The organism is Streptomyces sp. NPDC005761 (assembly GCF_040630635.1).
GTDB lineage: Bacteria > Actinomycetota > Actinomycetes > Streptomycetales > Streptomycetaceae > Streptomyces.
Genome location: NZ_JBEXXX010000001.1, coordinates 74,127 through 97,837 on the forward strand (window position 1 = coordinate 74,127; position 23,711 = coordinate 97,837).

The following is a 23,711-nucleotide window of genomic DNA, read 5'->3' on the forward strand; positions in this document are numbered from 1 at the left end:
GGGAAGGGCGCCTCATGAGACGCCGTCCCACAGGGCTGCGAGCTGCTCGCCGGCGCTCTCGGCATCGAGGAAGAGCACCGACTGCCAGCCGGCCGCCTCGGCGCCGGCGCAGTTCTGCGCGAGGTCGTCCACGAGCACACAGCGCTCCGCGGGAACTCCGGCCCGCCGGGCGGCGAGTTCGAACATGCCGGGTGACGGCTTGCGGTGGCCCACCTCGAACGACAGGATCACGTCGTCCCAGAGCCCGTCGGGCTCGATCATGCGCCGCCAGTACGGGTCCCACGCGGGCACCATGTTGGAGAGCATCCCGACGAACGCCCCGCGGTCCCGTGCCTTGCGCAGCTGGGCCAGCCAGTCGTGGTTGGTCTCCCGGCCGTCGAACCAGGCGTCCGCCATCGTGGTGAGGCGGAGTGTGACGCCGTGCTCTGCCTCCAGCACGTCGCCGATCTCCTGGAGCCACGCCTCCTCGGTCACCACGGGGGTGTCGATCGGCTCCATGATGTCGCTGGTGCCGTACCGGGCCGTGACCGTGGCCAGGGCCCGCGCGAGGACCTGTTGGTCGAGGCCCATCGAGGCGCAGAACGTCTTCATGGTGTGGGCGAGCGGAGGGGTGAGGACCCCGCCGAAGTCCGACCAGACGGCCAGTCGGGGTGGTGTCGTGTCAGGCATGCCAGGTCCTCAGGATCCGTGGAGGTGGGAGACGTCGGCGACGGTGACGGTGAGCTCCGCGATCTCCTGCGCGTCCTGGTGGAAACGGACCCGTATCGCGTGCTGCCCGGAACCGGCCGAGGCCGGGGTCGCGGTCGCGGTCAGCGGGACGTCCAGTTCGGCGAAGCGCTCGAACCCGCCCTCGTAACCGACCGCGCAGAGAGATCCGGAGCCGGCCCCCGCGGCCCCCGCTGTCAGCAGCGCCAGCTGGCGCGCCGCCTCCACCAGGGTCATGGCCGGGAGATGGTCGTAGACGTGGTCGAACAGCGCGGGGTTGTCGAAGCGCGGTGCGACCCGGGCCGTGACCGAGTCCGCGCCGAACTCCGGCTCCGTGAGCACGACGTTCAACGGGTTGTCACGGCCCACCAGCTCCGGGGCGACCCGGCCGACCGCACCCGGTTCCTCGGTGAAGTCCGAGCTGAGCGGCGCGGGCGTGCCGCGCTGGGCGTGCCGCAGGATCTCGTTCTCGTCCCCCTTGAGGAAGAGCACGTCCATGGAGTGGTCGCCGACGTGCACGTCACCCATGTAGATCCGCTGCTCCAGCCGGCCCTTGCGGTAACGCCCGCTGTGCCGTGCGGTCTTGCCGAAGAAATCGGTGTCCACGCGCGGCGGACCGGCTTCGCCGCCGATCCGCAGCGCGTCCAGGTTCCGCAAGGAGAACTGGAAGGCGTGCACGATCGCCATCGTTCCCGCCGGAACCCCGGCGTTGGTGTGGGAACCGGCGATCGCCGCCTGCCGCCCCGCCTCCAGCAGCAGCAGGGAGTCGTGCAGCTTCGGCTGCTGCCGGTGGTCGCTGTAGTAGAGGTGGGTGAGCGGCAGATGGATACCGGCCGTCACCGCCATCGGCCGCAGGCTCCTGACGTCCGTGACGAAGACCTCGGAGATCGCGGAGCGGTGGGCGAGGGAGCGCTCGATCGTGCGTCCGTACTCGATGGCAGGAGCCACGGACGTCGTGGCGTCTTCCAGCACCTGGGTGGTCATCGGTTCCTCCGAACCAGTTCTCGTCAGTGGTCAGCCGGGCGGCGGTCCGGTCAGCGACCGGGACCCCGGGTTCTCCTCGGTCCGGTCAACTGACCGGGACCGACCCCGGGTTCTCCTCGGTCCGGTCAGCCGACCGGGACCGACACCGGGTTCTCCTCGGCCGCGTCGTCGCCGGCCCGCTCCGCGCTCCGCCTGATGAACAGGCCGCTCACCGTGCCGATCATCACCACGGCCACACCGATCCACAGGGCGGCCTCCAGACCGTCCGTGAACGCCGCGGCCGGATTGCCCGAGGTGTTGTCGGCGAACTGACGGCTGAAGACGGTCGTGAGCGCGGCGACACCCAGCGCACCGCCGAACTCGCGGCTGGTGTTGTTGGCACCGGAGGCCTTGTTCTGCTCGTTCTCCGGGACCGCCGAGATGACCGTGGCGGGGTTGCCCGCGAAGACCAGACCCATACCGATGCCGGCCAGCGCCAGCGCCGGCACCAGGGCGCCGTAACCCACGTCGGGCGTGACGACCAGGGCGATCCAGCCGAGCCCGATGCCCTGCAGGGCACAGCCCGCGGCCTGGAGCACTCCGCCGCCGATCCGGTCCACGAACTGGCTGGCCACCGGCACCACGAACATCGGCGCCAGCGTCCACGGGATGGTCCGCAGACCCGCCTCGAAGGGGGAGTAACCCATCGGCCCCTGCAGGAACTGCGTGAGGAAGAAGATGGACCCGAAGACACCGAAGTACATCGTGATCGACACCACGTTGCTCAGCACGAAGGCCGGCGCGCGGTACATGTGAGCGGGGATGAGCGGGTGCTTGCTGTTCCGCTCGGACAGGATGAACGCCACGGCCAGCACGACCGTGAGGGACAGCCCGGTCAGGGTGGTGGGATGGGTCCAGCCGTGGTCGGCGGCCGACACGATGCCCCAGACGGCCGACACGACCGACGCCGTCACCAGCACCATGCTCGGGACGTTCAGGCTCCGCTCCTTGCCGCGGCTCTCGCTGACCGCCCACAGGGCGAGCGGCAGGGCGATCACGCCGACCGGCACGTTGATCCAGAAGATCCAGCTCCACTCGATCTTCTCGGTCACCAGGCCGCCCGCGAGCGGACCGGCGGCGATACCGAGGCCGTTGACGCCGCCCCACACACCGACGGCCAGGTTCCGCTGCGCGCGGGACACGGCGCCGACGGCCAGGGTGAGTGACACCGGAAGGATGGCTGCCGCGCCCGCGCCCTGGAACACCCGGGCGATGACCAGCGTCACGACCGAACCGGCCATCGCGCAAGCCACGGAGGACGCGGTGAACAGGGCGATGCCGCCCAGGAACACACGGCGCCGGCCGAACCGGTCACCCAGCGCCGCACCGGCCAGCAGCAGACCCGCGAAGGCCAGCACATAGCCGTTCATCACCCACTGCAGCTCCGACTGCTTGACGTCGAAGTCCTGGCTGATCTCCGCCAGCGCGTTGGTGACGACGAGATTGTCCAGCGAGACCATGAACATGGGCAGGGACGTTGCGACCAACGCCCAGAGAACGCCTCGGCTCTTGGTTGTCGTCATCGGATGTTCCCCTTGCTGCTCGTCGAGGTGCTGCTCGTGGAGTGGCCCGTGGCCCGGTGCCCGGGGCCCGAGCACGGAAGGCGGCGCAGGACGATCCGGTCCGAGGTCTCGCCGACCAGAACCGTGCCCACCTCACCGCTGAGCACGTAGTCGCCGTACGGCGTGACAGCCACCGTCGTGGGGCCGCCGACGGGCCACGGCTCCACCCGGGAGCGGACGGTGGCGCTGCGCCAGCCGTCGCGGGAGCCCACGACCTTGACGGCGTCCACTCCGCCCGGTGCGCCGACGGCCTCGCCGATGGAGTTGGTGACGACGACCAGCGAGCCGTCGGAACGCAGCCCCAGGCCGTCCGTGCCCACCAGCGGCTCAGCGAGGTCCACCTCGGCCACCTTGCGGCCGGCCGGGGCGTCGGGGCGGATCCGGAACATCCGGCCGTCGTCGTATCGGACGGCCAGCAGGTAGCCGTCCGGGTGCCACACGATGCCGTTCAGACCGACGATCTGCGCGGCGAAGCGGGGGTCGCTCACCACCGGGCTGACGTGGCCCGCGAGGTCGATCCGCTGCAACGTCTGCGACACGGAGTCCGTGACGTAGATGTTGCCCTGCGGGTCGAAGGTCAGGTCGTTGGCGAACGTCCGGGGGAGCCCCTGGGCGACGTCGATACGACGCTGCAGCTTGCCGGTGTCCAGGGCGAAGACGGCCACACCCGAGGTCGGGGGCTGATCCCCGACGTCCAGGCGCTGGCGGATCCAGAAGTCGCTGTACGCGACGAGGATGCGATTGCGTGCGGTGTCCACCCGGACGCCGAGGGTGGAAACCATGCCGATGCTCGGCGCGAGCTCCTCGACGGTGCCGTCCAGCCGGATCACCGAGAGGGTGCCCTCCAGGGCGGAGCCGACCAGGAAGGCGCGGCGCGTGGGGTCCCAGGCGACGCCTTCCGGATAGACGTCGGTGGCCCGGGTGTCGATCACGTCCGGCCCGGCGTGACGGCCGGCGACAGCAGCCGCCGGGGCGGGCGAATTCGCCAGGGCGGGGGCCGGGAGGGCCATCGGCGCTATCGCCGTGAGAACGGCTGCGGAGGCGAGCGCGGCTCTTAGCGGAAGGGCGCGGGACACGGTGTTCCTCTCATGGTGGGCCGGCGGAATCCGGACTCCGTGAAGTGAGGGGAAATGATGTGCACGGAGAAATCGAATTCCGCCGGCGCGACGGTCGGTGCAGGGGCGGTGCATTGCATTGCGTTGCGTTGCATTGCCGCGACTCGCCGGGGGGCGCGTCCACTGCGGCACACCATCGAATCTAGGTCGGCCACCGCGCGATATGTAGAGGACCTAGGACGTACCGGGAATGCCTCCTTCGAGACATTCCCGGACCGCCGTGACGCGCGCACACGCGTACGGCTGAGGGCCGTCACCCCGGTGATGCGGGTGACGGCCCTCAGCCGTGGACGGTGCCGTTCTCCGGCGCGGTCAGGCGATGTGGTCGGCCTCGAGTTCGGCGTGGTAGCGGTTCTTGAAGCCCTGGATCAACTGGCGGAGCAGCGCCGCGCTGCGCGGGTGCCGCACGTTGTGGCCGTCCGACAGGTGTATGTCGAGGACCTCGATGCTGGGGTAGGTGCTGTGCTGGGTCACGAACGCGGCGAAGACCTCGTAGGCGATCTCGCTGAACTCCGCGTCCTCCTGCGCCCACTCCTCGGCCCACTCGTCGGCAGCCTCGACGACAGGCACCGGCTGCTGCTCCTGCACGGGGAACTGCTCCTGCGCCTGGCCCTGCCCCGGGTCCTGCGCCCCGCCGGCCCCGGGGGCCGACGGCATCTGCTCGGTACGCGGACCGGGCACCGCACCGATCGTGCCGACGTTGCCCAGCGGCCGGGTGCGGCCCCCGGGTCCCGACGGGATCATCACCGGGGTGGGCTCCAGCCCCTCCACGTACATCGGGTTGTACGAACCCTCGTACGCCCCGTCCGGAACCTGCGCCGCGAACCACGGGCTGTCATGCGAGCCGGGGCCCTCCGCGGGCTGCTGAACCGGCTGCTGCTCCTCGGCCCACTCGCCCGGAACCGTCTCGGTGTACTGCTCCTGCTGAGCCGGCTGCTGTCCCTGCGGGTTCTGCTGCTCCTGCTTCTGCAGGCCCTGGAGGCTCCGCTGAGGCGCGTACGCGAGCTCCGGCTGCGTGGCCTTGTCCACGGCGGCGGCCGGGGCCGGCGGCAGCAGGGCGGGTTCGATGCCGGCCGCGGCGAGTCCGGCGGGTCCCGTCTCGGCGAGCGGGACACCGTACTTGGCGAGGCGGAGCGGCATCAGCGATTCGACGGGGGCCTTGCGCCGCCAGTTCCGGCCGAAGCGGGCCTGGAGGCGGGCCTGGTAGATCAGCCGGTCCTGTTCGAGCTTGATGACCTGCTCGTAGGAGCGCAGCTCCCACAGCTTCATGCGCCGCCACAGCCGGAACGTCGGCACGGGCGAGAGCAGCCAGCGGGTGAGGCGGACACCCTCCATGTGCTTGTCGGCCGTGATGTCGGCGATCCGGCCCACCGCGTGGCGGGCCGCCTCGACGGACACGACGAACAGCACCGGGATGACCGCGTGCATGCCGACCCCGAGCGGGTCGGGCCAGGCGGCGGCGCCGTTGAACGCGATCGTCGCCGCGGTCAGCAGCCAGGCGGTCTGACGCAGCAGCGGGAACGGGATGCGCAGCCAGGTCAGCAGCAGGTCCAGTGCCAGCAGGACGCAGATCCCCGCGTCGATGCCGATCGGGAAGACGAGCGAGAAGTTGCCGAAGCCCTTCTGCTGGGCGAGCTCGCGCACGGCCGCGTACGAGCCCGCGAAACCGATCGCTGCGATGAGCACCGCACCGGCGACCACGAGCCCGATGAGTATCCGGTGAGTGCGTGTCAGCTGCATCGCGGCCACCCGCGACCCCTCCCCAATTCTTTGTCTCGACGTCCGGTCCGGCGGGACGACTTCGAGTTCTGGCGGGCACAGCCTGGCACATGCCGGAGCGGGGTGTTGCGCGGGGAGGGGCGAAGCCCGGTCCCCGGGTGAGGATCGGGCTCCGTCGGAAGTGGGGGGCCGGGGGCGGTCAGCCCGTCTTCGTGGCCGAGGCGGAGGCGGAGGCCTCGGCGGACCGGGAGGGCTTCGGCGAGCCGGTCGGCTGTCCGCCGTCGTTGGCGGCGGACACCGCGGCGACCGCCTCCTTGGCGGCCTTCTCGGCACCCTTCAGGATGTCCGCGGCGGACGGGGTCTTGGCCCCCGCGTAGCCGGCGCCGTTGTAGTTGACGGTGACGACGACGTTCCCCGTACGGGCGATGACCGTCACGTACTTGAAGTCCTCACCCGTCTTGGTGAGGTCGTACGTGACCTTGGTCGCCTCTTCGCCGATCGAGCCGACGGGAGCGGTGGCGAGCTTCTTCGCACCCTCGGCCGCCTGGGCCTTGGCGACCTGCTTCGTGTAGTCCGCCCCGGCGCGCTCGGAGCCGCTGCCCACGGACTGGTCGGACGCGAAGCGGGTGAAGCCGACGTCGAGCCAGCGGTACTGGGAGCCCTTGACGCCGTTGTCGTCGAGGCCGTTCCACGAGCAGCCACCGCGGGCGGCGGTGTCGCTGGACTTCCCGCGCGTGCCGCTCTTGTTCTTGGCCGCGGGGACCAGGGACTTGACCGTCTTCGCGGTGATCGACTTGCACGGGTCGGGCAGCTCGGCGAACTTCGCCGGCGCGACGGCCGCTTCCGTCTTCGTCGCGTCCGGTGCGGCGGACGACGAGGAGGCGTCGTCCTTCGCGCTGTCGGAGTCCGACGAGCAGCCGGCGACGACGAGCATCACCGGGACGGCGGCGCAGGCGAGTATGCGGGTGAGTCGCGGGGCTGATCGGTGCATGGTTCCTTCACTCGGGTGGCGCGGCGGTCGGGCGGGTGGTCCGGAGGGCCACGGTACGACGGACGGGTTCCGGATGCCGCCTCGGCCGGGAAGTCCCGTGGGCGGCCCCGGCAGGCCGGGGACGGGGTTATTCGCTCAGTCCGTCGACCAGCTTCTCGCCCAGTGCCTGGGCCTTCTCCTGCAGTTCCTTGCTGTCGGGTACCTCGGTGGGGAGGGCCGGCTGTGCGGTGTACTCGATGGTGACGATGACGTTCGATGTGCGGAATACCACGCTCACCGTGCGGTGCTGTGCGGCAGAACCTGCCCGGGTGAGCAGATCGTCCAGAAATGCGCTGTCCCCGAGCCTGTCGAGGACGCGGGGCTGAAGGTTCTCGGCAGGGCTGCCGGCCGTGCCGCCGTCCGCGGCATCACCCCCGGTGTCATCCGCGCTGCCCGTCGCACCGTCGGCGTCCGGCGTCGCGTCGGTCTTCCCGTCGGTGTTTTTGTCCCCCGTCGGTGAGCCCTCGGGCGAGGCCGTCTCCTTGTCCGCGTCCCCGGACGGGAGGGAGACCGAGGGGATGTCGGCGGCCTCCTCCTTCTTCGCGTACACCTCGCGGGCACGGTCGTCGTCGCTCACGGCGGGGTCGTACGAGACGACTCGCTCGAAATCGATGGTGATGCTGCGCGAGGCGTCGGGTGCGTCGGACTTCCAGCTGCAGCCGACGCGGCGGTCCGTGTCGAACGTGCCGGCGGGCATGCCCTCGTACACCTTCTCCTGCTGGGCCTCGGGCAGTTGCGCGGCGCCCGGCAGAAGGTCCCTCAAGGTGGCGAGGGGGATGGCGCGGCAGGCCTCGGGGAGGGTGCGGTACTTCCCCGGGGGCAGGGCGGAGGCGGCCAGGGTGCCGGGCTTGCTGTCGGTGGCGGATGCGTCGCCTTCGGTGCCGGCACTGCAGCCGGCGACGAGTGCTGCGATCAGCACGGCGCCTGGTACGTACGCCATTCGTCGCACGGTCCTGGGCTCCCTTCGCGCGAAAAGCGGTTGCCGCTCGATGGCGGCCGGTGGACACAATGTCTATCGCACGCGCCGCCGTGATTGCCGGTCGACCGACTCATTTGCCGACCTTGGCACCGGTTTTGCGCTTTCAGTCTTTTCGGGGGAATCGAGGGGTTATGTCGTATGTAGAGGTGCCGGGTGCGAAGGTCCCCATCCGTATGTGGGCCGATCCGGCCTCGGTCGAGGACGTCGCCATGCAGCAGCTGCGCAACGTCGCCACCCTGCCATGGATCAAGGGCCTGGCCGTGATGCCGGACGTCCACTTCGGCAAGGGCGCCACGGTCGGATCGGTGATCGCGATGCACGGGGCGGTCTGCCCGGCGGCGGTGGGTGTGGACATCGGCTGCGGCATGTCCGCGGTGAAGACGTCGCTGACCGCCAACGACCTGCCCGGTGACCTGTCCCCGCTCCGGTCGAAGATCGAGCAGGCCATTCCGGTGGGCCGCGGGATGCACGACGACCCGGTGGACCCGGGCCGCCTGCACGGCCTCGCGACGACCCGCTGGGACGACTTCTGGGCGCGATTCGACGGGGTGGCCGATGCGGTCAAATTCCGGCAGGAACGTGCCACGAAGCAGATGGGAACGCTGGGAGCGGGGAACCACTTCATCGAGTTCTGTCTCGATGAGGCAGGTTCGGTCTGGCTGATGCTGCACTCCGGGTCCCGCAACATCGGCAAGGAACTCGCCGACTTCCACATCGGCCAGGCGCAGAAACTGCCGCACAACCAGGGCCTCGTAGACCGTGACCTGGCCGTCTTCCTCGCGGACACCGCGCCGATGCAGGACTACCGCAACGACCTCTTCTGGGCGCAGGAGTACGCGAAGCTCAACCGTGCGGTCATGATGGCGCTCTTTCAGGAAGTGGTCCGCAAGGAATTCAAGAAGGCCAAGGTGACCTTCGAACCGGTCATTTCCTGCCACCACAACTACGTGGCGGAGGAGCGGTACGAGGGAATGGATCTGCTGGTCACCCGGAAGGGGGCCATCCGGGCAGGCTCCGGTGACTTCGGGATCATCCCTGGCTCGATGGGTACCGGCTCGTACATCGTGAAGGGTCTCGGCAACGAGAAGTCCTTCAACTCGGCCTCTCACGGAGCGGGCCGGAAGATGAGCCGGAACGCCGCCAAGCGGCGCTTCTCGACGCAGGACCTGGAGGACCAGACGCGGGGCGTGGAATGCCGTAAGGACTCCGGCGTCGTCGACGAGATCCCGGGCGCCTACAAGTCGATCGAGAAGGTCATCGACCAGCAGCGGGACCTGGTCGAGGTCGTGGCGAAGCTGAAGCAGATCATCTGCGTCAAGGGGTGAGGCGTGGGTGGAGTCCGTCTTGCGGCGGCATCCGCCCACGCTCCGCTCCTCATGGTGGTCCCGGACGGCGATTCCGCATAAGGGGCGCCCGGTCCCGCCGAAAGCTCCGTGCCCTCGTCCCCGTCGGCCTCAGGCCGTGCGGTGCACCTTCGAGTTGGAGGCCTGGGCGCGGGGGCGGACCACCAGGAGGTCGATGTTCACGTGGCTGGGGCGGGTGATGGCCCAGGTGATCGTGTCGGCCACGTCGTCCGCGGTGAGGGGGGCATCGACGCCCGCGTAGACCTTGGCGGCCTTCTCGGCGTCGCCGCGGAAACGGGTGGTCGCGAACTCCTCCGTCTTGACCATGCCGGGCGCGACCTCGATGACGCGGACCGGGGTGCCGACGATCTCCAGTCGCAGGGTCTCCGCCAGGACGTGTTCGCCGTGCTTGGCGGCCACGTAGCCGCCGCCGCCCTCGTAGGTGGAGAGGCCGGCGGTCGAGGAGAGGATGACCACCGTGCCGTTACCGCCCGCGGTGAGGGCCGGGAGCAGGGCCTGGGTGACGTTGAGCGTGCCGATGACGTTGGTCTCGTACATCTGGCGCCAGTCCGCCGGGTCCCCGGTGGCCACGGGGTCGGCCCCGAGCGCGCCGCCGGCGTTGTTGACGAGGACGGCGAGGGTGCGGAACGCGGTGGCGAACTCGTCGACCGCGGCGCGGTCGGTGACGTCCAGGGCGTAGGCCGTGGCTTCGTGGCCCGCCTCGGTGATCTCGGCGGCGAGCGCCTCGATGCGGTCCTTGCGGCGGGCGGTGAGCACCACGCGGAAGCCGGCGGCCGCCAGCTGCCGGGCGGTAGCGGCGCCGATGCCGCTGCTCGCTCCGGTGATGACGGCGATGGGGGATGCGGCCATGGCGGGCTCCTCGGACAGCTGATCGGTACGGGCTCAGGATAGGCAGGAGTGCGGTCAGTGGTTGCGGGGGGCGTACATGATGACGGCCATGCCTGCCAGGCAGATCAGCGCACCCGTCACGTCCCAGCGGTCGGGGCGGTATCCGTCGGCGGCCATGCCCCAGGCGATCGACCCCACGACGAAGACTCCGCCGTACGCGGCGAGCACCCGGCCGAACTCGCCGTCCGGCTGGAGGGTGGCGACGAAGCCGTAGGTGGCCAGGGCGACGATGCCCCCGCCGATCCAGGCCCATCCGCGGTGCTCCCGGACCCCTTGCCACACGAGCCAGGCGCCACCGATCTCGAACAGGGCGGCGATGACGAAGAGGGCGATGGACCGGATCACAGACATGGAGGCAGGCTGCCATGAGCGTGTGTTCCAGGACGCGCCGAACCAGTGGGTAAATATGGATAATTCGTGATGATCTGTATCTTCAGGGCATGGTAGTGACGCGTAAGGCTCTGCTGGGGGTGGCCGCTGCGGCGGCGATGGCGTCGACGGTGGCGCTGGGCGTGGGCGGGACGGCCGCGGCCGTCGGCACGCCCGTCGGGACGGCTGCGGCGTGGAAGATCGCGCCGGAGGCCGATGTATCGCACCACGGGCATGTTTCGCTGTGGGGCACCGGGCTCGGGATCTGGCTGCGGAGCGAGAACCGTGGGCCGGCGGATCTGGACGGAGTGACCGTGCGGCTGCGGATCTCCGTGCCGCTGGCGGGCCGCCAGGAGCTGCCGCAGGAGTGTCTGCGGGCCGACCGGTCGACTGTGCTGTGCCGGACGGGCAGATTGCGTGCGGACGGTTCCGAGCAGCGGCAGCTCGCCCTCGAACTGCAGCTGGCGGGCCGGCCGGCCGAAGTGGTCGTCCGGATCGACACCGTGTGGAACGGCGGGGCGACGGACCGGAACGCGAAGAACAGCAGACACGAGGTGCTGGCTCCCGCCACGGGGGACGAGTACGTCTTCTGAGCCGGCTGGGCGTGTGTCCGGCCGTGCCTCGGCGGGCGCGGGTGCCGAGGGTGTACTCGCCCTCCCGGTCGGCTCGGGCGTCGTCGATGTCTGCGCCGTCCCGGTCGCCTCGGGTGGGTTCACCGGGCCAGCGCGGCCTTGAGGGCCGCCGGGTCGGACCGGTCGTCCGCCCAGGCGATGTAGCCGTCGGGGCGGACCAGCAGGGCCGTCGCCCGGTCGCCTGCCCAGTGGGCGTGCAGGACCGGCGCCGGTGACGTGGGGGTGGGTACTCCGGCCGGGGTGATGAGCACGAAAGCGCCCTCGCCCAGCAGTTGGTGCAGGCGCCCCTCCGCCAGGCTGAGGTCGGGAGCGCGCCTCCCCGTCAGCCGGTGGGAGCCGCGTGGCGCCGCATAGCCGATCCCGATGCCGGAGATCATGCCGATGGCCCGGTCGGAGGCTGGACGGACGACGGACAGTGCCCGGGTGACCAGAGCCCTGGCCGCGCGCTGGAGCGGGCTGTGGGCCATGGCGAGGCGGACGATCGCGCCGCTGGCGCGGAGCACGTCGGCGCCCACCGGGTGTCGCTCGGCGTGATAGCTGTCCAGAAGCGCCTCGGGGTCTGCCGCGTGCCCCCGCAGCGCTGCTGCCAGCTTCCAGGAGAGGTTGGCGGCGTCCTGGAGGCCGGTGTTCATTCCCTGGCCGCCCGCGGGCGAGTGGACGTGCGCGGCGTCGCCGGCGAGGAAGACCCGTCCGGTGCGGTACGCGGGCACCTGGCGCTCGTCGCTGTGGAAGCGGGAGATCCATCGGGCGTCGTGCATCCCGTAGTCGGTGCCGAAGGCGCGGCGGGCGATCTCGCGAAGTTCGTCGAGCTCGACCGGGTCGCCGTCGGCTGCCTGGCGGGTCCGGTCCCAGCCCATCACTCGGTACCAGCCGTCGCCGAAGGGTGCGATGAAGGCGAAGGCGTCCCCCACGCCGTTGACCGTCAGAAGGGCGGCGGGCTCCTCGGCCAGCCGGACATCGGCCAGCACGATGGACCGGATCACGGACTCGCCGGGGAAGGGGAGGCCGAGCGCCTGGCGCACCGAACTGCGCACCCCGTCGGTGCCCACGGCATAGCGCGCCGTGAGCGTGGTCTGCGTGCCGTCCGCCTGGCGGATGCTCGCGGTGACCGTGTCCGTGCTCGAAGCCCGGTCGAGGGCCGTCAGCTCCGCTCCGTATCGCAGGTCCACCTCGGCGGCGCGGGCCCGGCGCTCCAGCAGGCGCTCGACCTCGTACTGCGGGGTGATCAGCAGGAACGGGAACCGGGTGGGCAGCCGGGAGAGGTCGAGGCCGAGCCGGTCGAAGAGGCGGAGGGCCGTGAGGGTGGTTCCCGTCCTGATCAGTTCGTCGGCGAGTCCGCGGGAGTCGAGCAGTTCGAGCGTGCGGGCGTGTACGGCGAAGGCGCGGGTGACGTTCCCCGCCTCGTGACGCCGGCGTTCGACGACGGTGACCGACAGGCCCTGGGCGGCAAGGTCGCCCGCGAGCAGCAGTCCGGTGGGGCCCGCGCCCACGACGAGTACGTCGACGGTGGGTGTGATGTCGCGGTTCGAGGTCGTGCCGGAGTCGGGGCTGCTGTTCATGGCGGTCTCCCTGATGTCGAATGCCAACGCTTGTTGGTCAACGCTTGTTGGCAAATGTAGAGCGGCCCCATTGGCATGTCAACAGGTGTTGGCCTACAGTTGTTGGCATGACGACGAGAGCCCCCGGATCCCATCGCCGCTCGGATGCCACCAAGGCCGCGATCCTCGAAGCGGCCCGCGAGCGTTTCGCGGCCGATGGCTACGAGCGCGCCACCATCCGGTCCATCGCGCGCGACGCGAACATCGACCCGTCGATGGTGATGCGCTACTACGGGAACAAGGAGGGGCTGTTCGCCGCCGCGTCCGTGATCGACCTGCGGATGCCCGCGCTCGGGGCAATGCCCGGCAAGCACATCGGTGCCGTCCTCGTAGGGCACTTCCTGGACCGCTGGGAGCAGGACGACGTGCTCACCGGGCTGCTCAGGGTCGGCGTCACCAACGAGGCCGGTGCCGAGCGGATGCGGGCCGTCTTCGCCGAGCAACTGGGCCCGATAGCCGCGGGAGTATGCCCCGACCCCGCCGACGCTCCGCGCCGGGCGGCGCTCGCGGCCTCCCAGATCCTGGGCATGGCCCTCGCGCGCTACGTCCTGCGCATCCCGCCCGCGGTGTCGATGGACCGGGAAGAGGTGATCGCGTGGCTCGCGCCCACCGTCCAGCGCTATCTGACCGCCGAGAAGCCGTAGCGCCGACCCTCGGGAGATTCGAGGGGTGAGGATGGTGTCCGAGCGGTGGCGGTGATCCCGGCTCCGTGAGGGTGGGGCCGAGCGGTCGCGGCGGTCCGGCTGGGGCGGCAGGCGAGGCGGCGGGGCAGCGGCCTCGGCGGCCGTTCCCGATGACGTCTGCTCCGTACACTCTCTGCATGCCGCAGAAGCCATCCGCCCCGCGCCGCAGCCTGCTGCTGGCCGAGCTGGCCGTCACCTCACGCCGCTACATGGCCTCCTACGCCCTGTTCAACCAGGCTGTGGCCGATCATCTGCGGCTGCACCCCACGGATCTGCAGTGCCTGAACCTGCTGGGTCTGGAGGCTGAACCCGTCACCACGGGCCGGGTCGCGGAGCTGACGGGGCTCACCACCGGCTCGGCGACCCGGCTCGTCGACCGGCTGGAGCGGGCCGGCTACGTGACGCGTGCGCGGGACACGGCGGACCGGCGGCGGGTGCTCGTCGCGACCGTGCCTGAGCGGATGGCGGAGTTCGGTGCGGTCTGGGAGCGGTTGAACGGCGGCTGGGCGGCCCTGTTCGACGCGTACGACGACGACGAGGTCGCCTTCCTCATCGCCCACATGCGGCGGACGGCGGAGCTGAGTACGGCGCAGATCGAGAGGCTGCGCGACGGCGACATGCCCTGACGCAGGACGCGGGCTCAGCCGCCCGACGGGCCGGGCCCGGCCAGGGCGTTGCCGAACTCCCGGACCGCTTCGGTGACGATCGCCTCCAGGCGGGCGTGGTGGGCGCCGCGCCAGTACACCCGGTCGCACTCCGTGCACTGGGCGAAGACGTCGTACGACCGCTGCGTGCCGTGTTCCAGCTGCCCGCTGACGGAGTCCTTGTCCGCCGCCGCCAGCGGGCCGTTGCACGCCGTGCACCGCGTCCACGGGGCGAGGGCCGGTGCGAACCGCTCCAGTACGTCACGCAACTGCGCCTCGGGCCGGTCGCTGTACACGTACGCCCCCGCCCAGATCTCACGCCGGCGCAACAGCCCCCGGTCCCGGGAGAGCAGGACCCGCCGTTCCTGAGCCGAGCGGGTGGCCAGCGCGGGGTCGCCGATGTCCTCGCTCTCGTACGCCGCGTCGACCCCGAGCAGCCGCAGTCGGCGCGCGAGCGTGCCGAGGTGGACGTCGAGCAGGAAGCGCAGGGGGGCGCCCGGCACGTGCTGCGGGCGCTGAACCGCCCGGACCTCGACCAGTTCGCCCGCTGCGGGGATGTGTGACACCGGTACGGGGGTGCCGTCGACGAGCAGCCGGCCCGCCTCGGTGAGCGGGACTCCGAGCGACTCCACGACGTGACCGAGGGTGGACGAGCCGTCGGTGGTCACGGCCGTCCTGCCCCGGCGGCGGTCATGCGCGACGAAGAGACGCAGTTCGGGGGCGACTTCGAGGTGGATCTCGGGTCCGTTCACCTGGTCAGGATGCCATCGGGGCGAGGCGCCGGCCACGGGATTCGGATGGGCGGGTGCGGGGCGTCAGGCGCGGAAGGCCGCAGCGTGTTCGGCGGCCCACGCCGCGAACGTACGCGCCGGACGGCCGGTCAGTTTCTCGGTCTCACCCGTGATTTCGGCCGGAGAGCCGTCCGTGGCGGCCCAGTGGTCGAGCAGCGCCTCGGCGATCTCCTCGGGCACGAAGGGCGACACGGCATCCTTCCAGGCCGCCCTGCTCACGGGGCGGACGGTGGCGGGGCTGCCGGACGCCGCCGCCAGCAGTCCTACCTGCTCGGCGGCGGTGAGGGACTCGGGGCCGGTCAGGTGGTATGCCGAGCCCCGCAGTCGCGCGTCGGTGAGGACGGCGTGTGCGACGTCGGCGATGTCGGCCTCGTCGATGGGGCTGGTCGCGCTGTGCGGGTAGGGCAGCTCGACGGGGCGGCCGGACCGGAAGGACTCCGACCACTGGTGGGCGTTGCCCGCGAAGGCGCCGGGGCGCAGCAGGGTCGCGGTGAGGGGCGAATCGTTCAGCGCCTGCTCCACCGCGTGATGGGAGGCGGCGATCGGGTTGGACCGGGCGTCGGGGTCGAGGACGGAACTGGAGGAGAGCAGGACGACGTGTGCGACGCCGGCGGTCTGCGCGGCGGTGAGGAATTCGGTGACGTGGGACGGCTCGGCGTAGAGGAAGACGGAGTCGACGCCATCCAGGGCCGGCGCGAAGGTGTCGGGGTCGCCGAGGTCGCAGGCGACGGCCGGGACGCCCGTCGGCAGCGAGAGCTCGCCGGGGTGGCGGGAGCCGGCACGCACGGGGTGGCCGCCCTGGTGCAGGAGTGAAACGAGCGCGGAACCTACGCGGCCGCGGCAGCCGGTGACAAGGGTGGGCATGGAGGGGTTCTCCTCGAACGGGGGTGGAGGTGCGGTGGGTGTCCGGGGCGCTGTGACCCTGGACAGCTAACTGTGACACACATAAGCTGCGTCGCGCAGATAGTTATCCGAGGGCTCGGCTGCACCCGTCAACTGCTTCGGAGGCAGGTGGCCGGGCGGTCCCGCGCGTATTTCGCGGCGGGGGCTGACGGTCACGGGCGCGGTCGACGAACGCGGGCCCGCCTCGCGATGCCCCGGTCCCGCGCGTATTTCGCGGCGGGGGCTGACGGTCGCAGGCGCGGCGGACCACCGCGGGCCCGCCTCGCGTGCCCCTTACCGGCCTGTCTTCCGGTTCCGGCGGCGCCGCTCCATGAACCCACCGCGGGCGGGGGCGGGAAGCTCTTCGGGAAGTTCCACATCGATACGCAGCCGGTGGGCGAGTTCGGCCGTCATCTCGGGCCCCCTATCCACCGCGCGGAGGCGCAGGGTGAACTCCGCGTATTCGTGCAGGCCGGCGGACCAGTCTCGGGGGCTCCCTCGTCGGCGAGCAGCCGGCGGCAGAGGTCGCGCAGAACGCCGGCTCGCCCTCGCGCACCATATGAACGGTCACACGCGTCCCGAGCATCTTCCCGGCGCCGATGTTCTGGAGATCCGGACACAACAGGTCTGCGCAGGGCTCGGGTTGAAGCCATGCACCCCGTTCCGTGTCCCGTGGTGCGAGTTGTCACGGGTGGGGGGCCGGGCGCGGGTCACCGGGCGAAGAGACCGCACGGCCCGGTCAGCGACCCGGGTGGAGGTCCAGTCGCCAGTCATTGGTCAGCAGTGCGTGGCCCGGCGGGTACTCGACCTCGCACTCGCCGACCAGGGTGAAACCCGCCTTGCGGCACACCCCGTTCGACGCGGCGTTGTCCACGGACGGGTAGGCGTGCAGATAGCGGTGCCTGTGCGCGGCGCGCGCCTGCCCGACCAAGGCTGCCGTGGCGGACGACGCGATGCCCCGGCCCTGGAACTCGGCGAGGACGGCCCACCCCGTCTCGTACACCTTCCGGCCCTGCCAGGTGCGCTCCCAGTAGCCGATGGTGCCCACGGCCTCGGCCTCACCGGGCAGTGCGATGCGGAACATCCTGCCCCGGCCCTCCCGGTCCGCGCTCAGCGCCACGTAACGGCCATGACGCCCTATGAGCTGTTCCTCCGTCTCGGGCCCGCCCAGATGGTCCATCAGTTCCGGTGCGTTGGCGCGGCGGAGCAGCTCCAGGTCGCTGTCCGACCAGGGCTCGATTCGTACGGACGATGCTTCGGTGCGCTCCATGCCAGAACTGTAGGGCGGGCCACTGACAGTCAGCGGGCACCCAGCACGGTCGGCGGGACGCCGACCGTCGCGGTGAAGTCTCTGACCAGGTGGGCCTGGTCGCTGTAACCGAGATCCGCGGCGAGCCCCGCCCAGTCCACCGCCGGGTCCGATTCGGCGCGTTCCAGGGCCTCGTGGATGCGGTAGCGGAGGATGACCCACTTGGGGCCGACGCCCACGTACGTGGCGAACAGCCGTTGCAGGGACCGCACCGACAGCCCCTCGGCGCGGGCCAGTTCGCCGACGCGGCGGACCGTGCGATCGGTGCGTACGAGGTCGACCAGGGCCATGGCCCGGTCGGCCTGCAGATCCGGCCGCGGATCCAGCGCCAGCAGGTACGCGTCGAGCGCCGCGACCCGCGCGTCCTCCTGACCGGGGTCCAGTACGGCCGACGGCGGCGCGGGCGGTGTGAACACGTCGGTGGCCGGGACCCGGCGGCCCGTCCACTCGGACACCGGCCGGTCCGGCGCGAACGGCCGGAAGCCGCCCGGCCGGAACTGCACGCCGCAGACCCGCCCCCGCCCCTCCAGCTTCTGGGTGAAGAGCTCCAGGCCGATGCCCGAGACCTCGGCGAAACCGGCGTCCTCGTCGCCGCAGCCCGCGTACCGCTCGAAGACCAGGTTGACGCTGGGGTGCGGGACCAGATGGGAGGCGTACGGCTCACGCAGGTCCCAGTCGATCAGCCAGTAGTGCTCCAGGTACGGGCGCAGCGCGGGGGCGGGCTCGCGGCGCCGGAAGCGCACGTGCGTGAACAGCTCGGGGGCGTCGACGATGCCCCGGGTGTCGCGTCGGGGACCTCGGGAGCCGGACATGGCTGCCGATCCTATGACGCGCTCGCCTCCGTGTCGCGGTTGGCGCGTTTCTTCAAGACCTGGGCCGCCTCCGGATGCATGGTCGAAGCATGAAGAAGATCAGTGAATTGCTGGACGCGGCCGCCGGCAGCGCGCTGCCCGTGGTGCGCGGCATCGACGACAACCGACTGGGCGACCCCACACCGTGTGCGGAGTACGACGTCCGTGCCCTGATCAGCCACCTCGCCCAGGTGGTCGTCAACTTCACGGCACTCGCGGCCAGGCGGGACGCGGACTTCGGCGTGACCCCGGACGCGGTCACGGGCGACTGGCGGAAGCGCTTCGGTGAGCAGACGGCCGCGCTGGTCGAGGCGTGGGCAGCGCCGGGCGCGGATGAGGGTACGGCGGGCTCCATGGGGTTCCCCGCCCGTACGGTCGGGCACATGGTGCTCGGCGATCTGACGGTGCACGCGTGGGACCTGGCGCGGGCCACCGGCCAGGAGTTCGTGCCGCACGAGGACGTGGTGAACGAGATCGGCCCCGCCATGCAGGGGATGGCGCCGAAGGCACGGGAGGCGAAGATGTTCGGTGAGCCGTTCCCCGTACCGAAGGGTGCTAGCCCCTTTGCGCGGGTGCTGGCGCTGACCGGTCGTGACCCGGACTGGCAGCCGCCCCGGGCGTGACGCCAGTGGCCGGAAATGGCGCTTCCGTCGCCGTTTGGCCGTCGTAGAGAGTGCCGAGCGTCTCGTAGGCCCCGTCCACGATCCGCTCGGCTTCCACGAGCATCGCGCGCTCGGCCAGCCGGGCCGCCTGATGGGTGTACGGGGACGGCGGCGCCGGGTGCCGGCGCCGCCACCAGGTCTCACATGCCGCGTAGATGCCGGAGGCGAAGACCAGCACGGGGATGGACAGAGCCGGCAGAGCGTCGCCCACGGCAGGCCTCCTTCAGTGTCGATGCCCCTCCTGCATCGGCAGGTACGACAGGTCGACTGAAGATCATTCTTCGGCCAATGAATGGCCGGATAGGGCTGGCTGAAGGACACCCTTCGTGCAGGTGGCCGCCGGGGGTGACGTCGGCTGGACCGTGTGTTCGGCAGCGGTCCGCTCAGCGGGGCGCGTGTTCGGCGGGTGTGTGTCCAGTGGGGGAGAGGCCGTCGTGGCGCGTGCTTCCGGCCGTGCCGGGGGGCCCGGCCGGCGGCGGGTGGGGGGACCGGAAGGTGAACGCCCCGGGGCCCTCGCCCGCTTCGCGGATGAGGGCGATGCGGGCCATCGCCTCCTCGACGCTCGGGCGGTGTCCTGCGGGGACCCACCACAGGGCGAGGTAGAAGTCGGAGAGGCGCTCGAACCATTCCCGGCGGCGCGCCAGCACCTTGAGGTGGTCGCTGCGGTACGTGTAGTTCCGCAGCGCCTCGACCGATTCCCAGACCGAGCAGTTGATCAGGAGCAGGTCGTCGTCGCGCTGGGGGCGCAGGTTCGTCGCGTCGGCTCCGCCGTCATCGACCATGCGCCAGACGAAGCCGGGAGCCTGATCGGCAACGGCGTTGATCTCCGTGAGCTGGGCGACGAAGTCGGCCAGCTGAGGGTTGTCGAGCGGGGCAAGCATGCGCCCGACGTTGACTTGGGCAAGGTGGAAGTCGCTCACGGGGCCAAGCATGCCCGGGTGAACCTTCTAAAGTCAACGAATGCTTTTTTAGACTTCGGGTGTGACGTCGGGTGCGGCTTCGGGTGTGGTTCCCGGTGCGCCATCGGGTGCCGCTGCAGCCGTGGCATCGGGCGCGGCCTCAGGCGGGACGTCCGGCGTGACCTCTGCCGCGCGGAGTGCGACGCAGCATCCCTGCGGAAGGGGATCCATCGCCGCGCTCCAGTTCGCCCCGTCCGGCAGCCCCGCGAGCAGGCCCTCGATCCCGGCCAGGTTCATCCCGCACACCAGGGCGGGGAACTGATCGGCCAGCGCGTGGAACGGGCAGTTGTTCAGCCGCAGTGTCGCCCCGTCCCGGAACGGCTCGTAACCGCGTGACCGCAGGGCCTCGACGGGATCCGCCGCGGCGTCCGACGCGCTCCCCGACGCCTTCCCGGCCGCTCGCGCCGCCGCCTGCAGTTCTCCGTCGAGCCCGGCCTGCTCCACCACCTCGGCCAGCAGCCGGCTCGCCGTGTCGTAGGACCGGGGCGGCACCGATACCGTGCGCTCCCCCTCGGCCCTCCGGTACAGCTTCGAGGGCCGCCCGGCACCCGGCCCGCTGCGTCCCGAGAGGCGCCGGAAACACACCTCGAGCAGCCCGGCCTCGACCAGCTTGTCCAGGTGGAACGCGGCCAGCGAACGGGAGACCCCCACCGCTTCGGCCGCGGCGTCCCGCCCCACCTCGCCGGGTGTCCCGGTGACGTGCCGATACAGTCCACGCCGCACCGGATCCCCCAGTGCGACCAACGCCTCCAGGGCGGCATCCTCGCTGCTCACGCGGCAATTCTATAACTAATGGTGATTGACGACAGGGCCCCTCGGGAGGGGCGGTCAGGGCCACACCAGGCAGTACGCCTGGTGCCCCGCGTCGTGCAGCCGATGGCTGAAGTCCTGCCACTCGTGCAGCAACTGGTAGACGTTGAACGCGTCACGCGGGCCCCCGCGGTCCGGCACCGTCGACCAGATGAAGGCCGCGGCACCCACGGACTCCTCGCCCACACCGCGCAGCGGGTCCACCACGGTCATGGGGAGCTTGACCACCGCGTAGTCGGGGTGCAGCACGACCAGCTCCAGCGGCGGGACCTTGTGCAGGGGTATGCCCTGTATGCCGGTGAGGACCATCGCCGCCACCGTCTCCGGCTTGATCTTGGTGAACATGCCGCCCATGCCCAGCTCGTCGCCGCCGAGTTCCTCGGGGCGCATGGAAATGGGCACGCGTGCGGCAGTGGCCCCGTCGGGGGCCCCGAAGTACTTGTAGGTCACCCCCACCCGGCCACCACTCCTGCTTCCAGCTCCGACCTGCGCACCACCGGCCTGTATGCCCTGCTTGCGCTCAGCCTCGCGCCGGTGCCGACCCCGCCGGGCAGGCTCGGGCCCCAGGTCGTCGGTGCCTTCGCCCACTTCGCCACCGCGATGCATATCTCATCCACCCGACTACTAACTAGGAGACGTAGCCCCCGCCGCGCAACCCGATCATCGTGTCAGTGACCTCCCCCACGAACGTGCGGTGAAACACCTGTCCGCAAGACCGTCCGTGGCTCTGACACCATGGCATGTGTGAGCTTTCCCTATGACGCCCCAGTTTCGCAGACGCTTTTCGACCGCGCGTCCCTCGTGACGCCCGGTGGCGTGAACTCTCCTGTACGTGCCTTCCGGGCCGTAGGCGGTACGCCCCGCTTCATGGTCTCCGGTACCGGTCCGTACCTCACCGATGCCGATGGTCGTGAGTATGTCGACCTCGTGTGCTCGTGGGGGCCGATGATTCTCGGCCATTCCCACCCCGAAGTCATCGCCGCCGTCCAGGAGGCCGTCGCCCGCGGCACCTCCTTCGGTACGCCCGGCGAGGGCGAGGTCGCACTCGCCGAGGAGATCGTGGCCCGGGTCGAGCCCGTGGAGCAGGTGCGGCTCGTGTCGTCCGGCACCGAGGCGACCATGTCCGCGATCCGTCTCGCCCGCGGCTTCACCGGCCGGGCGAAGATCGTGAAGTTCGCCGGCTGCTACCACGGTCACGTCGACGCGCTGCTCGCCGCCGCCGGGTCCGGGCTGGCGACCTTCGGCCTGCCGGACACGCCGGGGGTCACCGGCGCCCAGGCCGGCGACACGATCGTGCTGCCGTACAACGACCTGGAGGCCGTACGGGCCGCCTTCGCCGCGCAGCCCGGCGAGATCGCCTGTGTGATCACCGAGGCTTCGCCGGGCAACATGGGCGTCGTACCGCCGCTGGACGGTTTCAACGCCGGGCTCAAGGAGATCTGCGCCGCCAACGGGGCGCTGTACATCTCCGACGAGGTCATGACCGGGTTCCGTACCTCGAAGGCCGGCTGGTTCGGCATCGACGGGGTGCGGCCCGACCTGATGACGTTCGGCAAGGTCATGGGCGGCGGCTTCCCGGCCGCAGCGTTCGGCGGTCGCGCCGACGTGATGGCGCACCTGGCCCCCGTCGGCCCCGTCTACCAGGCGGGCACCCTCTCCGGCAACCCGGTCGCCACCGCCGCCGGTCTGGCTCAGCTGCGTCTGCTGGACGACGCCGCGTACGCGAAGGTCGACGCGGTCTCCGCGGAGATCCGGGGGCTCGTGAGCCAGGCCCTGGACAAGGAGGGCGTCGCGCACACCGTGCAGGCCGCGAGCAACATGTTCTCCGTCTTCTTCACGGACGGGCCGGTCCGCACTTACGACGACGCCAAGCGGCAGGAAGCTTTCCGCTTCACCGCGTTCTTCCACTCGATGCTGGCGCAGGGCGTCTATCTCCCCCCGTCCGCCTTCGAGTCGTGGTTCGTCTCCACGGCCCACGACACCCGGGCGGTCGAGCGGATCGCCGCCGCGCTGCCCGCCGCCGCCCGCGCCGCATCGGAGGCCACCGCATGAGCGAGACCAGCAGCAACGCCGGACGCAGGGACATCACCGTCGTCCACCTGATGCGCCACGGAGAGGTGCACAACCCGGAGGGCGTGCTGTACGGGCGCCGTTCCGGATACCACCTCTCCGAGCTCGGCCGGCAGATGGCCGACCGGGTGGCCGAACACCTGGACAGGCGCGACATCACGCATGTCGTCGCCTCCCCGCTGGAGCGCGCCCAGGAGACGGCGACGCCGATCGCCAAGACGCACGGCCTGGACCTCGCCACCGACGAGCGGCTCATCGAGGCGGCCAACGTCTTCGAGGGCAAGACCTTCGGCGTGGGCGACGGGGCGCTGCGCAAGCCGGACAACTGGAAGCACCTGACGAACCCCTTCCGGCCGTCGTGGGGTGAGCCGTACATCGAGCAGGTCGTACGGATGATGGGCGCGCTGGACGCGGCGCGCGACGCGGCGCGTGGTCACGAGGCGGTGTGCGTCAGCCACCAGCTGCCGATCTGGATCGTCCGCAGTTTCGTGGAACGGCGACGTCTGTGGCACGACCCGCGCAAGCGCCAGTGCACGCTCGCCTCGCTGACCAGCTTCACGTACCAGGGCGACAAGATCGTGTCGGTCGGCTACTCGGAGCCGGCGCGGGACCTGGTGCCGGCACATCTGCTGGCGGGGGCGAAGCCGGTGAAGGGAGCCTCGAAGGGGTTCGGCGCCTAAGGGCTGTCCCGCAATTCCTGGCGGGCGCACGACGACAGCTACGGCACCTCTCCGCGTTGTCGAAACGCCCGAATACGTCCAGTATGCGGGCGCCTCTCCGCCTTGCGATGCACCGCATCTGACGCCGCGCGCTGATCCACCAGGAGTTGCGGGACAGCCCGTAGCCGGCCGTTGGCCGGGGGTTTCTCGGGCCGGGTGACCTCTGAGTGAGCCCGGGTGCGGCCCGGTGGTCGTTCTGTCCTCAAACGCCGGACAGGCTTGATTTCGCCCGCCGCGGTCCGCGATGTAGGCCGACCGGGCGGAATTCAGCCGTCCGGGGTTTCGGCATGCGGTTTTTGAGGGGGTTCAGGGGTCGATCTTGCGTTCGGTCAAGTCCGGGGGCTGGT

24 protein-coding genes are annotated in these 23,711 nt (G+C 70.9%); 7 read left to right on the top strand and 17 right to left on the bottom strand.

Annotated features, from left to right (window positions below; all coding sequences use genetic code 11):
- Nucleotides 1-12: 12 nt before the first annotated feature.
- The 7 genes from ABZ434_RS00375 to ABZ434_RS00405 all read right to left on the bottom strand — a co-directional run bounded on the left by ABZ434_RS00375 (nt 13) and on the right by ABZ434_RS00405 (nt 8,094).
- Entirely contained in the window at nt 13-669 is a 657-nt protein-coding gene (locus tag ABZ434_RS00375) for an HAD-IA family hydrolase (protein WP_359130969.1), read from the bottom strand.
- Between the two features lie 9 nt (nt 670-678).
- Nucleotides 679-1,689: an AfsA-related hotdog domain-containing protein gene (locus ABZ434_RS00380; protein WP_359130970.1), complete on the bottom strand. Its 1,011-nt coding sequence runs from the start codon at nt 1,687-1,689 to the stop codon at nt 679-681.
- A gap of 125 nt (nt 1,690-1,814) precedes the next feature.
- Nucleotides 1,815-3,251, bottom strand: a complete 1,437-nt coding sequence (locus ABZ434_RS00385) for an MFS transporter (RefSeq protein WP_359130971.1) — start codon at nt 3,249-3,251, stop codon at nt 1,815-1,817.
- On the bottom strand, nt 3,248-4,300 hold the full coding sequence (locus tag ABZ434_RS00390; protein ID WP_359130972.1) for an SMP-30/gluconolactonase/LRE family protein: 1,053 nt from the start codon (nt 4,298-4,300) through the stop codon (nt 3,248-3,250). Before ABZ434_RS00390 ends, ABZ434_RS00385 begins: the two co-directional genes overlap by 4 nt.
- A 417-nt stretch (nt 4,301-4,717) precedes the next feature.
- Nucleotides 4,718-6,154 carry a DUF2637 domain-containing protein gene (locus ABZ434_RS00395; RefSeq protein ID WP_359130973.1) on the bottom strand — a complete coding sequence of 479 codons (1,437 nt, stop codon included), beginning with the start codon at nt 6,152-6,154 and terminating at the stop codon, nt 4,718-4,720.
- 169 nt (nt 6,155-6,323) lie between these two features.
- Complete coding sequence (locus ABZ434_RS00400) at nt 6,324-7,115, bottom strand: DUF3558 domain-containing protein (RefSeq protein ID WP_359130974.1); 792 nt, start codon at nt 7,113-7,115, stop codon at nt 6,324-6,326.
- A gap of 127 nt (nt 7,116-7,242) precedes the next feature.
- A complete protein-coding gene (locus ABZ434_RS00405) occupies nt 7,243-8,094 on the bottom strand; it encodes a DUF3558 domain-containing protein (protein ID WP_359130975.1) in 852 nt (283 codons plus the stop codon).
- A 170-nt stretch (nt 8,095-8,264) separates the two neighbouring features.
- On the opposite strand from ABZ434_RS00405, the gene ABZ434_RS00410 reads away from it, so the two are divergent.
- Complete coding sequence (locus tag ABZ434_RS00410; protein WP_359130976.1) at nt 8,265-9,458, top strand: RtcB family protein; 1,194 nt, start codon at nt 8,265-8,267, stop codon at nt 9,456-9,458.
- A gap of 129 nt (nt 9,459-9,587) precedes the next feature.
- On the opposite strand, the gene ABZ434_RS00415 is transcribed toward ABZ434_RS00410, so the two are convergent.
- Both ABZ434_RS00415 and ABZ434_RS00420 read right to left on the bottom strand, forming a co-directional pair.
- Nucleotides 9,588-10,346, bottom strand: a complete 759-nt coding sequence (locus ABZ434_RS00415) for an SDR family oxidoreductase (RefSeq protein ID WP_359130977.1) — start codon at nt 10,344-10,346, stop codon at nt 9,588-9,590.
- A 54-nt stretch (nt 10,347-10,400) separates the two neighbouring features.
- Entirely contained in the window at nt 10,401-10,736 is a 336-nt protein-coding gene (locus tag ABZ434_RS00420; RefSeq protein ID WP_359130978.1) for a YnfA family protein, read from the bottom strand.
- 89 nt (nt 10,737-10,825) lie between these two features.
- Between ABZ434_RS00420 and ABZ434_RS00425 the strand changes: the two genes are divergently transcribed.
- The gene (locus ABZ434_RS00425) at nt 10,826-11,347 is read left to right on the top strand and encodes a hypothetical protein (protein WP_359130979.1); all 522 of its coding nucleotides are present in this window, start codon (nt 10,826-10,828) and stop codon (nt 11,345-11,347) included.
- 119 nt (nt 11,348-11,466) lie between these two features.
- Here the strand turns inward: ABZ434_RS00425 and ABZ434_RS00430 are convergent, their stop codons facing one another.
- A complete protein-coding gene (locus ABZ434_RS00430; RefSeq protein WP_359130981.1) occupies nt 11,467-12,945 on the bottom strand; it encodes an FAD-dependent oxidoreductase in 1,479 nt (492 codons plus the stop codon).
- 107 nt (nt 12,946-13,052) lie between these two features.
- Here ABZ434_RS00430 and ABZ434_RS00435 point away from each other — a divergent pair, with 107 nt between their 5' ends.
- Nucleotides 13,053-13,628: a TetR family transcriptional regulator gene (locus tag ABZ434_RS00435; RefSeq protein WP_359130982.1), complete on the top strand. Its 576-nt coding sequence runs from the start codon at nt 13,053-13,055 to the stop codon at nt 13,626-13,628.
- A 176-nt stretch (nt 13,629-13,804) separates the two neighbouring features.
- Nucleotides 13,805-14,293 carry a MarR family transcriptional regulator gene (locus ABZ434_RS00440; RefSeq protein WP_359130983.1) on the top strand — a complete coding sequence of 163 codons (489 nt, stop codon included), beginning with the start codon at nt 13,805-13,807 and terminating at the stop codon, nt 14,291-14,293.
- Between the two features lie 14 nt (nt 14,294-14,307).
- On the opposite strand, the gene ABZ434_RS00445 is transcribed toward ABZ434_RS00440, so the two are convergent.
- The 4 genes from ABZ434_RS00445 to ABZ434_RS00460 all read right to left on the bottom strand — a co-directional run bounded on the left by ABZ434_RS00445 (nt 14,308) and on the right by ABZ434_RS00460 (nt 18,105).
- Nucleotides 14,308-15,063 (bottom strand): Mut7-C RNAse domain-containing protein, encoded by a 756-nt coding sequence (locus tag ABZ434_RS00445; protein WP_359130984.1) that lies wholly within the window; start codon nt 15,061-15,063, stop codon nt 14,308-14,310.
- Between the two features lie 63 nt (nt 15,064-15,126).
- Nucleotides 15,127-15,966, bottom strand: a complete 840-nt coding sequence (locus ABZ434_RS00450; RefSeq protein ID WP_359130985.1) for an NAD(P)H-binding protein — start codon at nt 15,964-15,966, stop codon at nt 15,127-15,129.
- 757 nt (nt 15,967-16,723) lie between these two features.
- Nucleotides 16,724-17,254 carry a GNAT family N-acetyltransferase gene (locus tag ABZ434_RS00455; RefSeq protein ID WP_359130987.1) on the bottom strand — a complete coding sequence of 177 codons (531 nt, stop codon included), beginning with the start codon at nt 17,252-17,254 and terminating at the stop codon, nt 16,724-16,726.
- 29 nt (nt 17,255-17,283) lie between these two features.
- The gene (locus tag ABZ434_RS00460; protein WP_359130988.1) at nt 17,284-18,105 is read right to left on the bottom strand and encodes a helix-turn-helix domain-containing protein; all 822 of its coding nucleotides are present in this window, start codon (nt 18,103-18,105) and stop codon (nt 17,284-17,286) included.
- Between the two features lie 89 nt (nt 18,106-18,194).
- Between ABZ434_RS00460 and ABZ434_RS00465 the strand changes: the two genes are divergently transcribed.
- Nucleotides 18,195-18,767, top strand: coding sequence for a TIGR03086 family metal-binding protein (locus ABZ434_RS00465; RefSeq protein ID WP_359130990.1), 573 nt, complete (start codon nt 18,195-18,197; stop codon nt 18,765-18,767).
- A gap of 422 nt (nt 18,768-19,189) precedes the next feature.
- On the opposite strand, the gene ABZ434_RS00470 is transcribed toward ABZ434_RS00465, so the two are convergent.
- The 3 genes from ABZ434_RS00470 to ABZ434_RS00480 are packed head-to-tail and all read right to left on the bottom strand — an operon-like array spanning nt 19,190 to nt 21,181.
- Entirely contained in the window at nt 19,190-19,726 is a 537-nt protein-coding gene (locus tag ABZ434_RS00470; protein ID WP_359130991.1) for a DUF3291 domain-containing protein, read from the bottom strand.
- A 48-nt stretch (nt 19,727-19,774) separates the two neighbouring features.
- Nucleotides 19,775-20,539 (bottom strand): helix-turn-helix domain-containing protein, encoded by a 765-nt coding sequence (locus tag ABZ434_RS00475; protein WP_359130992.1) that lies wholly within the window; start codon nt 20,537-20,539, stop codon nt 19,775-19,777.
- Nucleotides 20,540-20,593: 54 nt separating this feature from the next.
- The gene (locus ABZ434_RS00480) at nt 20,594-21,181 is read right to left on the bottom strand and encodes a hypothetical protein (protein WP_359130993.1); all 588 of its coding nucleotides are present in this window, start codon (nt 21,179-21,181) and stop codon (nt 20,594-20,596) included.
- A 129-nt stretch (nt 21,182-21,310) separates the two neighbouring features.
- Here ABZ434_RS00480 and hemL point away from each other — a divergent pair, with 129 nt between their 5' ends.
- The gene (hemL, locus tag ABZ434_RS00485) at nt 21,311-22,627 is read left to right on the top strand and encodes a glutamate-1-semialdehyde 2,1-aminomutase (RefSeq protein ID WP_359130994.1); all 1,317 of its coding nucleotides are present in this window, start codon (nt 21,311-21,313) and stop codon (nt 22,625-22,627) included.
- On the top strand, nt 22,624-23,325 hold the full coding sequence (locus tag ABZ434_RS00490) for a histidine phosphatase family protein (RefSeq protein ID WP_359130995.1): 702 nt from the start codon (nt 22,624-22,626) through the stop codon (nt 23,323-23,325). The genes hemL and ABZ434_RS00490 overlap by 4 nt, the downstream gene beginning before the upstream one ends.
- Nucleotides 23,326-23,711 lie beyond the last annotated feature (386 nt).